10 protein-coding genes and 2 pseudogenes are annotated in these 14558 nt (G+C 58.8%); 1 reads left to right on the top strand and 11 read right to left on the bottom strand.

Annotated features, from left to right (window positions below; translation table 11 throughout):
• The 6 genes and pseudogenes from YUO_RS43175 to YUO_RS43170 all read right to left on the bottom strand — a co-directional run.
• On the bottom strand, positions 1-919 hold a 919-nt coding region (locus tag YUO_RS43175; protein WP_198028171.1), incomplete at its 3' end, for a pyridoxal phosphate-dependent decarboxylase family protein.
• A gap of 107 nt (positions 920-1026) precedes the next feature.
• Entirely contained in the window at positions 1027-2760 is a 1734-nt protein-coding gene (locus YUO_RS0136765; RefSeq protein ID WP_028351610.1) for a hydantoinase B/oxoprolinase family protein, read from the bottom strand.
• Entirely contained in the window at positions 2757-4838 is a 2082-nt protein-coding gene (locus YUO_RS0136760) for a hydantoinase/oxoprolinase family protein (RefSeq protein ID WP_028351609.1), read from the bottom strand. Before YUO_RS0136760 ends, YUO_RS0136765 begins: the two co-directional genes overlap by 4 nt.
• A gap of 140 nt (positions 4839-4978) precedes the next feature.
• Positions 4979-5788 (bottom strand): crotonase/enoyl-CoA hydratase family protein, encoded by an 810-nt coding sequence (locus YUO_RS0136755; RefSeq protein ID WP_051379859.1) that lies wholly within the window; start codon positions 5786-5788, stop codon positions 4979-4981.
• A gap of 158 nt (positions 5789-5946) precedes the next feature.
• A complete protein-coding gene (locus YUO_RS0136750; protein ID WP_028351607.1) occupies positions 5947-7077 on the bottom strand; it encodes an acyl-CoA dehydrogenase family protein in 1131 nt (376 codons plus the stop codon).
• A gap of 1219 nt (positions 7078-8296) precedes the next feature.
• A pseudogene (locus YUO_RS43170) lies at positions 8297-9106 on the bottom strand (putative hydro-lyase).
• 112 nt (positions 9107-9218) lie between these two features.
• Here YUO_RS43170 and YUO_RS0136740 point away from each other — a divergent pair.
• Positions 9219-10157 carry a LysR family transcriptional regulator gene (locus tag YUO_RS0136740; protein ID WP_028351606.1) on the top strand — a complete coding sequence of 313 codons (939 nt, stop codon included), beginning with the start codon at positions 9219-9221 and terminating at the stop codon, positions 10155-10157.
• Between the two features lie 384 nt (positions 10158-10541).
• Here the strand turns inward: YUO_RS0136740 and YUO_RS0136735 are convergent, their stop codons facing one another.
• From YUO_RS0136735 to YUO_RS0136710, 5 genes and pseudogenes are all read right to left on the bottom strand, one after another.
• Positions 10542-11210, bottom strand: coding sequence for an SDR family oxidoreductase (locus YUO_RS0136735; protein ID WP_028351605.1), 669 nt, complete (start codon positions 11208-11210; stop codon positions 10542-10544).
• Between the two features lie 439 nt (positions 11211-11649).
• Positions 11650-11964 carry a hypothetical protein gene (locus tag YUO_RS0136730; RefSeq protein ID WP_156908931.1) on the bottom strand — a complete coding sequence of 105 codons (315 nt, stop codon included), beginning with the start codon at positions 11962-11964 and terminating at the stop codon, positions 11650-11652.
• A gap of 49 nt (positions 11965-12013) precedes the next feature.
• Positions 12014-12654 (bottom strand): annotated as a pseudogene (locus tag YUO_RS46840) (IS630 family transposase); the annotation flags it as partial.
• Positions 12655-12695: 41 nt separating this feature from the next.
• Positions 12696-14150, bottom strand: coding sequence for an amidase (locus tag YUO_RS46835; RefSeq protein ID WP_063830354.1), 1455 nt, complete (start codon positions 14148-14150; stop codon positions 12696-12698).
• A 114-nt stretch (positions 14151-14264) separates the two neighbouring features.
• Positions 14265-14558 (bottom strand): ATP-binding cassette domain-containing protein (locus YUO_RS0136710; RefSeq protein ID WP_028351602.1); only part of this gene is annotated, 294 nt, incomplete at its 5' end.

Below are 14558 nucleotides of genomic sequence, written 5' to 3'. Positions count from 1 at the left end.
CCTTGATCTGCTCCACGCCTGCAATGAGCCGCTCCTTGGTGTCCATGATCACGCGCGCGATCTCCCGATAGCCGGCGTGGCCGAGTGTATTCATCACCGCCCATGCCGATGCGATGGGCCCTGCCGCTCGACTCCCTTGGAAGGTATGGGACAGGAAACTGCCACGCGGCCAATTGCTGAACTCGAAGCGCTGGTACTTCTGATTCTCGCGATCCGCCAAAAGGAGCAAGGACGCGCCCTTGGCGGCGAACCCGTATTTGTGTAGGTCGGCAGACAAGCTGGAGACGCCGGGGACCGACAAGTCGAAGGGGGGAATGGGATAACCGATTTCCCGCACAAAGGGCGCGAGAAACCCGCCGACGCAAGCATCGACGTGAAGCCACAAGCCGTGCTTCCTGGCAAACGCGCCAATCTCCTCGATGGGATCGAAGACGCCATGCGGGTATCCCGGCGCCGAGGCGTAGAGCATGCATGTGCGTTCGTCGATCGCAGCTTCGAGCAAACCGATGTCTGCGCGAAAGTCCTCTCGGAGAGCCGTGCGTACGACGTCCATTCCGAGGTAGCCGGCGGATTTGTCGACACTCGCGTGACCGGAAACCGCCATGACGATCTTGGGGCGATCGATCCCCTTCTCCTTTCGCGCCCACTCTCTGGCGGTTTTCAGTGCGAGAAAGATGCTTTCGGTCCCTCCGCTGGTAAAGGTCCCGCCGGCGGCGGGGCCTCCGCCCAGGAGTCCGATACCCATTTCGATAACTTCCCCCTCGAGTTGGGCGACGCTCGGAAAGGCGTTACGGCCGAGTGCATTCTCGCTGAAGAACTCCATGTAGGCCTCTTGCGAGACCTGCAGCAGCTCATTGGTATAGTGATAGATATATGACGGACCCAAAAGTCGGCTCTTGGCGTAGTCGCCCTGCTTCATGTTGCGTAAGCGATCCTTGAGCTCACCCCAGTTCGTTCCGACTTCGGGCAGAGTGGTCATTGGCTTAATTCCGATGGTTGAGTTGAGCAAAATGGGGTGAATACTCGCTAGATTGTACGAAGGTGCAAAGTCCTCGCTTCATCGATACTGCACCCGTCTGGCATGATCGCCACTGCGTAGTCCCGTTCGGCCGCCGCGATGCTCACGAGGCCGTCGCGCACGTCACGCAGAACACGGGCCGGATCGCGTGTCCTCGGATCACCATATCCACCGCCGCCGGCAGACAGGTGATGGTAAGTCGCCGGCCCGAGATGTTCCACGCCGCAGTCCATGGGGTGAACCGTCCTGCCATCGGTTTCCGAGATCGTCGGCTTCACCGTTGCACCTGGCTTGCCTCCGCTTACTCCGAAACCGGTTGCTCTTCCTCCAGGGATGCTGCCAAGAAAAAACGAATAATCGGCTGACGAGAACACCTCGACCTCGTAGTCGCCACCCGTTCCGCCGCGGAAGCGGCCGGCACCGCCGCCGTCGCAGCGGAACTCCTGGCGGTGGAAACGGACCGGGTACAACTGCTCGTAATCCTCGAGATTGGGCAGGATGAGCCCGCCGAGGGTAATGAGGGCGCCCATCATGTTGATGCCGTCCCGGCCTTCGACTGCGCCGATGCCCCCGGATGCTGCAAAGGGATACATTACGTAACGGTCGCCATTGGGCTGAAAACCCGCGGTATTGACCTGCACCCCTTTGGGCCATCCGGCACAAGCGCGCGCAGGCAGCGCCTGGGCCAACGCTCTCCAGATCGCGTTGATGATCTCGAAGGCTGGGTAGATGGTGTTCGCCGTCATCGCCGCCGGCGGCCGCGCGTTCACCAATGTGCCTTCTGGCAGACGGATCTCGACACTGCGGAATGCGCCCTCGTTCTTGGGCAGATCCGGTTCGAAGAATGCGGCGAGCGCCAGGTACACCGCCGAATGGCTGTTCGCGATCGAGCTGTTCTTGAAGCCCCGGATCTGCGGCGAGGTTCCTTCGAAGTCGACGACAAGGCCGGAATCGCCAACAGTCAGCGTGACCGAGACCGCGCTGTCAGTGGGACCGAAGCAGTCGTGGTCGATAGGTTCGTCTGCCTTCCAGGTGCCCTTGGACAAGCGCGAGGCCGAGGCACGAAAGCGCCGATCAGCGTGGCTGAGCACGCCTTCGAAGAATTCGTCGGCAGAATCCACTCCTACTTCATCAACCAGGGCCGCGATGCGCTCCGCGCCGATCCGGGTGGAACCGATCATGGCGCGCAGATCACCATCGAGGCCCTGCGGCAGCCGAGTGTTGAGGAGCAGCAGTCGCCAGAGGTCCTCACGCAATCGGCCTGCTTCGATTAACTTCAGCACCGGCAAACGAATGCCTTCATGGAAGATTTCGGTGGCTGTCGGGTTGTAAGAGCCCGCCGCACCGCCGCCGATGTCCACCTGGTGCGCGCGATTGCAGGTGAAAGCCACTAGCTTGCCTTTGACGATGACCGGCCGCGCGATGACCCAATCGGGCAGGTGATTGCCTCCCGCGGTGTAAGGGTCACTCAGGAGAAAGACATCTTCCGACGCGATCGCGTCCTTGAAGTCACGCAGGATAGCGCGAACGGCGAACCCGCCGCCCCCGGTATGGATGGGAATTCCGTCGGCCTGACTCATCACGAGGCCGCGGGCGTCGGCGATGAAGCAGGAGAAATCGTGACTCTGCGTCAAGTGCGGAGATCGTGCGCTACGCGTCATGACCCATCCCATCTGTCGCGAGATGTGGTCCAGCCGGTTCTGCACTAGAGCGAGTGCAATAGGATCTAGCTCCGTTGTCATACGGCAGTTCCGATGTGCAAGATGAAGTCAGAGACGGCGTTGACTTCCACGATGTCCCTGGGCCCAACGAAGGCTGTGGTGGTGCGCTCTTCGATTAGGAGCGGTCCTTGCAGCTTGCAGCCCGGCCTGAGATCCTCCCCGTCGTAAACTGGGATGTCTTGCCACCCGCAAGCCGAGTCGATCCACACGGGACGTTTTTGTCGCGCCGCAGGGGACTTTTGGTCAGATGCTAGAGCCGGCGGGAGTGACCACTCCAGACCGCCGCGCCCCACAACTCGCAACGCCCTGATCTCGATACGACCGCCGGGCTGAATGTGACCGAATAGGCGCTGATGTTCGGCTTCGAAAGCCTGCCGTACTTTTGCGGCATCGAATCGATTCGCCTCCAAGGTGACACGTACGGGCCATTGCTGGCCCGCGTACCGCAGATCCATCTCGTGCTGGATCGCGCTCTTCTCCGCAAAGCCCTGCCGCACCAAAGAGCCCCGCGCCCTCGATTCGAGCTGAATAAAGGCCGCACCTAGTGCCGCATGATCGACTTTGTCGAGGTCGGCGACGAAGACCTGCAGGTAATCCTGCCGCACATCGGACTGCAAAGTCCCCATCGCGCAGAAGGCGCCCGCGGCGCGCGGCAACAGCGCGCGTTTGCATCCCAGCGCGCGCGCAACGGACGAACCATGCATGGGACCTGCACCACCTGCGGCTACGAGTGTAAAGTTCGCCGGATTGTGCCCGCGCTCGATGCTGAGGCGCTCGACTGCGTGCAGCAGGTTCTGCTCCAATAGCCGAATCACGCCAGCCGACGCGTCTTCGATGGATAGGCCGAGTGGGCGCGCCAGCTTGGTTTCGATCGCACGCCGCGCAAGAGCCAGATCGAGCTTCACCGCGCCACCGGCGAGGGGTCCTTCGCGCATGCGTCCGAGGACCAGCTGCGCATCGGTCACCGTCGGCTCTTCGCCCCCGAGTCCGTATGCCGCCGGCCCTGGCTGCGCACCGGCGCCTTTTGGACCGACGTTCAACAGGCCGGCTGAATCCACCCAGGCGATCGTCCCGCCACCGGCCCCCACGGTGTAGATCTCCACGGACGGCGTAGTGAGGTGGTATCCGTCGATTTCGAGCTGGTCGCGCACAGGCACGTCACCTTTCGCCATTACCATGACGTCGCAGCTCGTGCCGCCGATCTCCATCGAGATGAAGTTGGCTTGGTCTTCCGACTCGGCACATCCTCTCAGCGCACCGACAGCTGCAGCGGGGCCGGACAACACGAGCATCACCGGCCGGTTAGCGACTTCTGTCACCGAGACGGCGCCGCCGTTACTCTGTAACATGAGCAGCGAACGCGGCAGGCCATGTTCGCGCAGGCGTTTGTCCAGCGCTTCGAGATAGCGCGTAACCTTCGGCGCGACGTAGGCGTTCACTACAGCCGTGGAGCCGCGCTCGTACTCACCCATGGTCGGCATGATCTCGCTCGAAACTGAGATCCAGTCGCCACCCCAGCTCCTTGCCAGCGCCTCGCGAGTTTCGCGCTCATGCCTGCTTTCGAGAAAGCTGTTGAACAGGCACACGGCGACAGATTCAACGCCTTCCTTCTTGAACAGGGCCGCAGCATTGGCAACGTCTTCTGTGGCGAGCGGTATCACCTCCGAGCCATCCGCGGCGATCCGTCCACGGACAGGCTGACGCAAGTAGCGCGGAACCAGAACCTGCGGAGCGGGCGCGCGGTGATCCCATTGGTTCTCACGAATGCCGCGACGGATCTCCAGGGAATCGCGAAACCCATGAGTGGTCAGCATCCCGACCCGCGCGCCCTTTTTTTCCAGGATCGTGTTGGTGGCGACGGTCGAGCCGTGCACAAACAAAGCGCAATTTCTCAGCAGGGCAGAAAGCGGCAATTCGAGTTTAGCCGCGGCCAACCGCAGGACGTTCAGCACGCCCTCGCTGGGATCGGCCGTGTTTGACGGTGCCTTGAAAATACGCACACTGCCAGCTGCGTCGCGCAAGACCATGTCGGTAAAGGTGCCGCCCACGTCAACGCCGATGCGCCAAGGGGCCAGGATTGAGGAGGCGCTAGCAGTCATTGGTGACCTTTCTTGTCGACAGGCGTTTCGTGGAAAACTCACATCGAGCTTTTCGCTGATCTGGGCTCATTTCCTCCGAGTAGTCGTCTAGGTTAGTTGGTACTTCGGTGCCTAGAATAATGCGAGAGCAGGAATTCACCTTACCGTCCCTTCCACACAGGACTGCGTTTCTCGGCGAACGCACTCAGCCCTTCGAGCCTATCTTCCGAGTCTAGAACTCTTTGAGCGAGCGGCATCTGTTTCGCCCAGTCCTCTTCCTGTTCGAGACACTGGAAGATAACCTCCTTGCTTGCCGCCAATGCGAGAGGACCATTCGCGAGTATCGACTCGGCCAACTTGAGCGCCTCCTCCAGTGCCTTTCCCGGCTCTGCAAGGCGGTTGACGAACCCGAAGCGCTCGAAATAAGGCGCCTCCTTGAAGGCACCCGTGAGCGCCAACTCCATGGCTAGATGATAGGGCATTTGGCGGGGAAGCCGGAAGAGGCCGCCACCAGTTGCTAAGACATTATGCCGGACCTCCGGCAAACCGAACTTGGCATCGCGCGCCGCAACTATCAAATCGCAGGCTACGCAGGTCTCGAAACCGCCGCCGACCGCATATCCCTCCACAGCCGCGATTAAGGGCTTCCGCGGTGGCCGCCTGATGACACCGAAACCACCGCGGGCAAGCTGCGGCGGCTGGCCGCTCTTGGCAGCCTGCTCCTTGAGATCTGCACCGGCGCAGAAATTGCCGCCCGCGCCTGTGATGATGCCGACGAATAATTCATTGTCCCGATCGAGAAGGTCCATCGCCGCTTCCATCGCCCGCGAGGCCGCGAGGTCGACGGCGTTCCTCACCTCCGGACGGTTGAACGTAACGATCAGTATCGGGCCACGACGTTCGGTCAATATCGATTGGGACGCTTCACTCACTCGCCTCTCCTTGGGAAAAAACGATTTCGCCTGGGTCATCTGGACACTATTGCGGCAATCACAGCACGTCCGAATTCGTCAGCCGCTTCACTTTTGTGAACGACTGGCACGTCATGCTTTGGCTCCGTGCTTGGCGCAACGTTGCCACTCTACCCAACGAGAAACGTTCATTGGCTCGGACAGTTCTCAATCCCAGCTCACGCTAACAGTTGCCTGGCAAGCACGCGATGCTTGAGAGCTTCTGATGGACCCTCGTAGATGCGCGCCATGCGCTGATTGTCGTACCAGTGCGCAAGCGGGCTTTCGTATGTACAACCTGCGGCGCCGTGGATCTGGATTGCGCGATCGATGACGCGACCAACCATCTCAGTGCAGGTGATCTTTATCATGCTTGCTTCGATGCGCGTGTCATCACCGCGATCATCCTTCTCCGCACAAGTATACATCATTAGGCGGTTCTGTTGAATTTCGATCCATGAATCGACGATCATCGACTGGATCGATTGCTTCTCGCTCAGCGCGCCGCCGAATAGGACCCTCTGCTTGGCGTATTCCACCATCATGTCATAGCAGCGCTGGGCAATCCCCAGCGCGACGGCAGCAATATCAAAGCGCCCGAGATTCAGCGACTTTTGAGCGCCTTTGAACCCACCACCCTCCGCGCCAATGTGCGCAAAGTTATCAACTCTGCAATCCTCAAACGTAAGCTGATGCGTCCCGTGCGTGAAGCCGAGCATCGGCAGCGGGCGCGCGATGAGGCCCGGATTGCCCTTCTCCACGGCGAACATCGAGATGTTATTGGCAGCCCTCTCCTTGCCGATGCGAGCGAAGACGAATACTCGATCAGCATTGTCGAACTCCGATATCCAGATCTTCGAGCCGTTGATGACCCAGCGATCGCCATCTTGCTTCGCGTGCGTCGAAATGCTGCGGGCCGGATCGGATCCACCACCGGGTTCGGTCAGCGCAAAGCAAGTCTCTGTGGAATCAGACAGGAAGGGATCGAGGTAACGGGCTTTCTGCTCGCCCTGGAGGTTAAACAGGCTCGGAATGATCTCGCCGCCGAAGCGGATCGGAGTCAGGCATTTGCGGTTTTCTTCGATGACGGCAAGTCGATCCACCAATGACAGGTTTGCGCCACCGAACTCGGCTGGCACGGGAAGCCCCCAAAGCCCGGCCTTCCGGGCCGCTTCGCGCCCGGGCCGGTAGTCCGCGAGCGTCAGCTTCTCGCCTCGGAGCATTCGCGCCTCAAGCGGCATCTGGTGGTCTTTGACGATCCTCCGAACCAGATCGACCAGCGCCCGCGTCTCTTCGTTGAACTCATACATTGTTTCTTCCTTGGGACTTCACACAGCGGTCACGCGCGGGGCGACAGCTGCAACGCTGGACATCGTCAAGAACAGAACATCAGTTCGCAATAATCCTCAGCCATGAGACTGGACTTGCGACACGCATCCTTTTGCTTGCTTTTGCTTTGCGACGAGCGTGGGAACATTTAGGCGGAACGGCTCGCGCCGGGCCAATACCGTTTGCTGAAGGACTGATACCCGATCAGCATGGCTGCCGGTCTGGTCGGATTGCGTGCTCGGCAGCAGCCTCTGCCGGACATGATGCCCCCGCAGTAGGAGCGCGTTCATGTCGTTAATGCCCCAGCTCGATGAATGTGATGCCGCGTGTTGCGCGCAAAACGAGCGGCCGTGGCGGCTACGACCAAGGCGTAAACGATGCGGCAAGGCTGGTCATGAGGTCAGTCGGCTCATTTGCATGCATCGAAGATTCCATTCGGCTGGATCGAGATGGCAGTCGGGCAAGTGAAGGCCCGGTTTGGTGGCCGTGATCGCTGTTGCTCGTACGGTCAAGGTGCCTCAAGCCAAAGCCGCCCCCAAATTGGCGACCGCCTCGAAAGAGGCGGCTGGCCTATTTTCTGGCTGAGGGCCCCTCCCCCGCGAGCCGAAAGCTTCCGCAGCCGCAACGAAAGGGCTTGATGTCCATCTGTTGGTAATGAAGCTACACGTAACCAGGGCAGGACCTAAAGACATAGTAGATCGGCGCAATCCGGTGCGTTTGCTGAACGCAAAGCCCTGCCAAACGGACAATGCATTTGCGTTTTTTCAAACGCACGGATCAAATCGTACCGCGACAAAGACGCGGCGCGCGGTGACTAGGCGCAGATCGATCTATCTTGGAAAAACCGTGCGCCGCGTTCCGCAGAGGGCATGCATCCGCTGACCGGCAAGCGCCCGGTAATACCCATCTGATATCGATCGACCTGCAATTGGTATTGTTCCGCCGAAGCAGTTTCACGCACAATGCGCATCGCTTACTCTGCATCGATGCATTCCAGGACAAGAATGGTGCGGGCGATGCAAAATCTCTGCTAGTCCTGCTGCCCCCAGCGACCGGCTATAGATTTCAACCTTTGCACAAGTGGCCGCCCCTCTTCTCGTTTTGATCCGGAAGCCAGCGTAGCTTGGCCGACTAGGAAATGGAGCGACGCGGCACGATGGAGCGCTCGAAGGAAGGGTGCAGCCTAAAGAGGGCCGCCCTCTAAATCACGGCCATGGTCTTATTCTTGAGATCGGTAACCAGCATCAATCCAGGCGAATGCGTGATCGCAAACGGCAACTTGGCAGCATTGATCACAGATTGTGGTGTGACGCCGCAGGCCCAAAATACCGGGATCTCATCATCGGCGATCGGCACAGCGTCACCATAGTCGGACTTGTTGATGTCCTTGATACCAATAAGATGCGGATGACCAAGATGCATCGGCGCACCGTGCACGGCTGGGTAGCGCGAGGTGATCTGCACGGCGCGGATCGCATCCGCAGGCTGAAGCGGACGCATGGACACCACCATGGTGGCCGGCGAACGGGCCGGCCGGTGCACATTCAATATTAGTGCGGTACATCGGCACGCGCACGTTGAGCTCGATGTGACGGATCGGCGTGCCTTCCCCGAGCAGGGCCTCTTCAAAAGAGAACGAGCAACCAAGTACAAAAGTGACGAGATCGTCACGCCAATAGTTGATGATGTCGGTCGGCTCGTCGACGATTTCGCCGTGACGCCAGACCCGATAGCGCGGCACATCGGTGCGGACATCGAGGTCGGCTCCGAGCGAAGGAATGTGCGGGCTGCCGACGTCGGACATGCCGATGATCGGGCATGCTTCTGGTTGAACTGGAAAAAGCGGTGAAAAGCGCCGGCGTCTCGTTCCGGGAGAATCGCCAGATTGCCCTGCACGAAGCCTGGAGTGACACCGGCGGTGGAAGCAACCTGCCCGCTCCGATAAGCGAGCCGGGCCTGACGACTAGGAAAGTCGCTGTTCAATCCAGTTTGCTGCGCTGCCACCAAAATCGATCCCTACAATTTCAACAAGCGCAGCCAATACCAACTGAAACATCAAGTCCAATTTTCCTTGTTAATCGACGTTGATCAATCAGATTTATCGCCAAAGGTTAGTCGCACAATGCCGGACTTCGGATTGCTTGAAACATTCCTCTGGGTCGCGAAGCTCGGCAGCTTTCGAATGGCGGCCGAGCGGCTCAATACCACCCAGCCAGCAGTCTCCCAGCGTATTGCCCGACTTGAGTGCCAGATGGGCGTGCGGCTCCTGAACCGTGGTTCTCGAGGGGTATCGGTCACCCCAAGTGGTCAACAGGCGATGGTCTATGTGGAGAAAATGATCGGCCTGCGCGCGGCCATGATGGCCGAGATCGGCGATGCTTCGGGTATGCACGGCGTGATGCGCCTCGGCGTGGCTGAGACGATCGTGCACACTTGGCTGCCGCAGTTCGTCAAAAGCGTCAACCGACTCTATCCGAACCTGTTGCTGGAAATCGAGGTCGATATCACACCTAATCTGGCTGCCCGTCTGCTTGCGCAGGAGATCGAGCTTGCGTTTGTGGTCGGACCGTTGTCGAACTCCGGCATTCATAATCGCGTATTGGCTGAGTATCCGATCGGCTTTCTCGCAAGCCCGTTGCTGGGGCTCGGAAATGGTCTCGTGACGCGAGAAGACCTCGCACGCTTTCCGATCATTACGTTTCCGCGCAAGACGAGGCCATACGAAGCGGTGCGCGAACTCTTCGCCCGGCCCGGGTCGCCGCCAATCCGCCTGCACGCCTCGACATCTCTTGCCAGCGTAATCCATATGGCGCTCGAAGGCCTTAACGTGGCCGTCATCCCTACAGCAAGCGTCGAGAGGGAACTGGCCGACGGACGGCTCCAGCTGCTCGACACTGGCCTGAGCCTCACACCGCTCACCTTTACGGCAAGCTGGCTCACCTCGCCCGATATGGCCGCTCTGGAGCAAGTCGCAGATCTCGCGCGGCAAACCGCGTTATCAAATCTTGTGGTGGAGACCGCCGCTGTGGTGCCTGACGTTGAAGGACTGCCAGTGAGTTGATATCCGAAACTGAGTCGAGCCGCGAGAAAACGCGCCGCTCGATTCGGCTAGCGTCTACTCTCCATCTCGGAGACCACATACTTCCGCGCTACGTCCAAAGGGTATCGACTGACGCTGAGCGCCGAGGGGAAGCAGTTGGGCGACTGTCGGCAAACTTGCAAAAAAAGCGGCTACAGCTGCGTCTCTGCACTCTCGGCTCGATTTCCGATTGCGCCAAAAATCGCCATCTCGAGGCTGGCCGGCGGCGGCACGCTTCGCGGCGCGCGCAGGCCGGCGGATTCGGGCCTGGTGGCATGCGCATTTAGGTGGCCTAATAGATTACTCTCATGCGGGTACAGCACGTGCGAGCAGGAATTTATTCAGACGAAATATGCACTCATCACATTACCACGGGATTACCTCACCGTCATAGTTAATTAGGTGCCCTGTGTTGTGCGGGCCGAGGTCAGCAATTACCTTGCGCATGCCAGATACACTTTCTTCAACTTCGATATCTGCATTGTTCGTTCCCATATCGGTCTTCACCCACCCCGGATGAAGCGCCGCGACAACAATACCTCTTTCCACCAAGTCGATCGCCAGGCTCCGCGTTATGGAATGGACCGCAGCTTTTGTGGCGCGGTAAAGGTACTTTCCCCCTTCCCGGTTACACGCCATGCTGCCTTGGCGGCTGCCGATATTGACGATCTTTCCATCAGGAGGGATGATCGAGAGGAGAGCTTCCGCTAACTGAAGCGGTGCAATGACGTTGATATGAAACGCAGATTGCCAGTTTTCGTAATCCAGTTTCCCAAGCTGTTGTGCGCCAGGGTGATAACCTGCATTGTTAATCAACAGGTCGATTTTCCGCCCTTCGAGTGAATGGGCGAGAGCACGAATGGCTTCTTCGTCACGAACGTCCAGCTGTAACAACTCGGCACCGCAATCACGCGCCCGAACTCCTTCGTCCAGCCGGCGCGAAGTTGCGATGACGAGCCAGCCGGCCTCGCGGTACTGTCGTACGAACTCTAGACCCAAGCCGCGGTTAGCCCCGGTCACTAGGACAGTTTGCATCGCATTTGCCTCCTTGAAATCAGCAGTCGGAAACAAGCCTCACTAAAACGGTGCGTGTGGAATAGTCACTGCGAGCCCCGCTCCTGGATTGAATCTGGACAGTTGGATGGAGAGATTGCGGCCTCTCGCGGTCTGCTTTCCCGCGCTCGGCATAACTCGCGAGCAGCGAGCGCGGACCACCGCTCACTCATGACGTACATCTTCTTCGAAGCGGTTCATTACGCTGCTGAAGTCGGCGAGTATTGGCCAGCTCGAATGCCATGCTCACTTGTAGCTTCGCCTTCTAGGGCGCCCCATCGGGAATGCCTCGATTTCAACACCAACACTGTGAGCGGCAAACACTATTGAGCCCAAGGTTTTGTATAGTTGGTCGGTCTATGTAGATCACCGAGTGATCCCTTCGAGACTGTACGACGCATTTTTATAGATTGTCGCGCGATCACTTATGGGGAGCCAATACCAATTTCAGGGCGGTCAATGCCAATTTGAAATTGATGAATCTGCTGCGATCGCGGTCATTGACCTCAGCATGGCGAAGCGAAACTAAACGCTCAATGCTTTGCTGTATGCGCCACGCGCTGCGTTGAGCTCCTTGGAAGGCTGCGAACTGCTGTGTCATCAAAAACGACATGAATGATAGATTCAGGACGCGCGAGGAGAGCAGCATTCGGTGGAAAAGAAGCAGACAGCGGTGGCTTTCTTTTCCGGGGCGGTTCGTAACGACGCAAATAGAGGCCGCAGTCGAAAAGCGCATTTTTAATCAGCTATGAAGTGCCTTATCGCCTTCCCCTAGTCACGTGAATCTAACGTTCGCCGCATAGGGTGTGCTGGGCTTCGTGGCAGAAGCGTTTGACGGAAGCCAAAATCTGGTCTGCGGACTTGGTCCATTTGAATGGCTTCGGGTTCTTGTTGTGCAGGTCGATGAATGTACGGATATCGGCCTCGAGTTGCTGACGGAGGTGTGAACACCTCGGTGGATCTGCTTCGGGTGAGTTCAGCGAACCAGCGCTCAACCTGATTGAGCCATGACGCGGAAGTCGGCGTAAAGTGGACATGATAATGCGGCCGGCGGGCGAGCCACGCTTTGATCTTGGGCGTCTTTTGTGGGTGGCGTAGTTTTTCCATGACGATATGATATGGAGCCCTTCAGGAACTTGCGCATCGATCTCTTCTTCAAGAACGCAACTGCCCGGTGGTGCTTGTAGCACTTACCGATGATGAACCCCGAGCCGACATCGAGCGCGGCAAACAGCGAGGTCGCACCATGCCGCACATAGCTGTGCGTACGACGCTCCGGTATGCCGGGCATCATCGGCAAGACCGGTTGCTCGCGATCGAGCGCCTGAATCTGGCTTTTCTCATCGATGCTAAGAACTAGGGCTCGACTCGGTGGGAATAGGTAAAGGCCGACGATATTGCGCACCTTGTCGACGAACAGGGGATGGCGATGCGCAATACTTGCCTGGGTACGCGTCGCCTGGACTCCTAAGCCTGAATAATTCGCACCCGCCCCAGAGAGTTACTGGTCGCACCTCGGCTCCATCGAAGGTGCCAGTTCGTAGCGGCTTGATAACTGTGCACGAAACGAAGCAACCGCGCTTCGGAGAGATGGGCTCCGATCAGTTGAATCCCGAATGGCCTGTCCTCTTCACTAAATCCGGCGGCAAACGTGACGGTCGGATTGCCGCTTGCATTAAACGGGGTAGTGAAACGTTGCATTCGGACCCGGGAATGGTCGGTTTGGGCTTCGAGATGGTGTTCCAACTCCGACCACGTCACCGACTGAAAACTGGCGATTGGCATGATCAGCGCATCGACTTCCTGCAGCGTCAGGCGGAGCAGCCCGCTGAACCGGTCGCGCTCGATTACGGTCCTGGCATAGTCTAGAGGATTTATGCGGAGGCCGGATTCAAGACCGTGTGTTATCCGCGGTCCGTAGCGGTCGGCCATGGCTGGATAGGTTCGTGCGTGCACAGCGGCAAGTTCTGCCATTTGCACCTCCCACGTGTGCCGCAACATGGGCAACGGGTCGGGGAAGATGATCGGCTTGATCTCCGCTCCCATCGATTCGAAAACGCGCACCGCATCTTCGAGAAGTTCGATGATGCGTTTCTCGGCGCCATCGCCATTATAATTGCGATCAATGCCGATCCTGACGCCTCGCAAGGATTCCATTCCGCCCAAGGCGCTCAAATAGTCGGGTACCGGATCGAGTAGGCTGGTGGGGTCTAAGGGATCGTGTCCGGCAATGACACCTATCGTCGCTGCGACATCCGCAGCGGATCGTGCCATTGGCCCCAGCGTGTCATAGGTAGGCGCAAAATCGAATACCCCGTACCGGCTTACGCGCCCCCTCGTCGGCATGAGACCCGTCAATCCATGCTGGGCGCTTGGGAAGCGTATCGATCCTGCCGTGTCGGAGCCGACAGCCGCGAAGCATAAACCGGCAGCTAACGCGACTCCGGAGCCGGAGGATGAGGATCCGGTCCAGAGATCGTCCCGCCAAGGGTTTACAGGATTGCCGAACGTTGGATCATGATCGACGGATGCGCCCTCGGCCAGATGCAGCTTACCTAGCAGCACCGCACCGGCATCACGCAAGCGACGGACCACCGTCGCGTCTGCATCGGGCTTAAAATGCTTCCGGAACGACATGCCGCCTGTGGTCGGTATACCTTGGGTAAAGCAGAGATCTTTCACTGCTACCGGCACGCCGTGTAGTGGGCCGCGGCACCGCCCCTGGCGAAGCTCGGCCTCCGCCCGGGCTGCCTGTCGACGCGCAATCTCCGGAGTGACCGTCAAGAAGCAGTTGAACCGCGGGTTCAGCCGCTTGATGCGTTCGAGCATAAACTCCGTCAGCGCAATCGGCGACACCTGCCCCGAACGAAGTTTTTCAGCCACCGTCAGCAGTGAATCGTAACACCAATCCTCAGAACTCATTATGACCCCTGTGCCAGCTTGCCCAGACTCCCTACCTTGACATGAACCTCCAACCTTCAAGTCAATCGACCACCAGCTGCCGTCCACGATAACATTCCAACGCTCTTGCGATCTTCAATGGTTTAGCACGGATTTTAGGAAGGCGCGGGTGCGCTCGGATACGGGATTGGTGAAGATTTGGTCGGGTGGACCTTGTTCGATGATACGGCCAGCGTCGAAGACAGCGATGCGATCGGAGACCTCGCGTGCAAAGCGCATCTCGTGCGTTACGATCAGAAGCGACACGTTAGACTCGTGCGCAACACCTCGAACGACGTCGAGGACTTCCCCGGCGAGCTCAGGATCGAGCGCTGAGGTGATTTCATCGAGCAGAAGTATTTCAGGTTTCAAGATCAGCGCCCGAGCGAT

The organism is Bradyrhizobium murdochi, from assembly GCF_000472965.1.
Lineage (GTDB): Bacteria > Pseudomonadota > Alphaproteobacteria > Rhizobiales > Xanthobacteraceae > Bradyrhizobium > Bradyrhizobium murdochi.
Note: the sequence above shows the minus strand (reverse complement) of the source record. Positions and strands in the feature narration are given on the sequence as shown.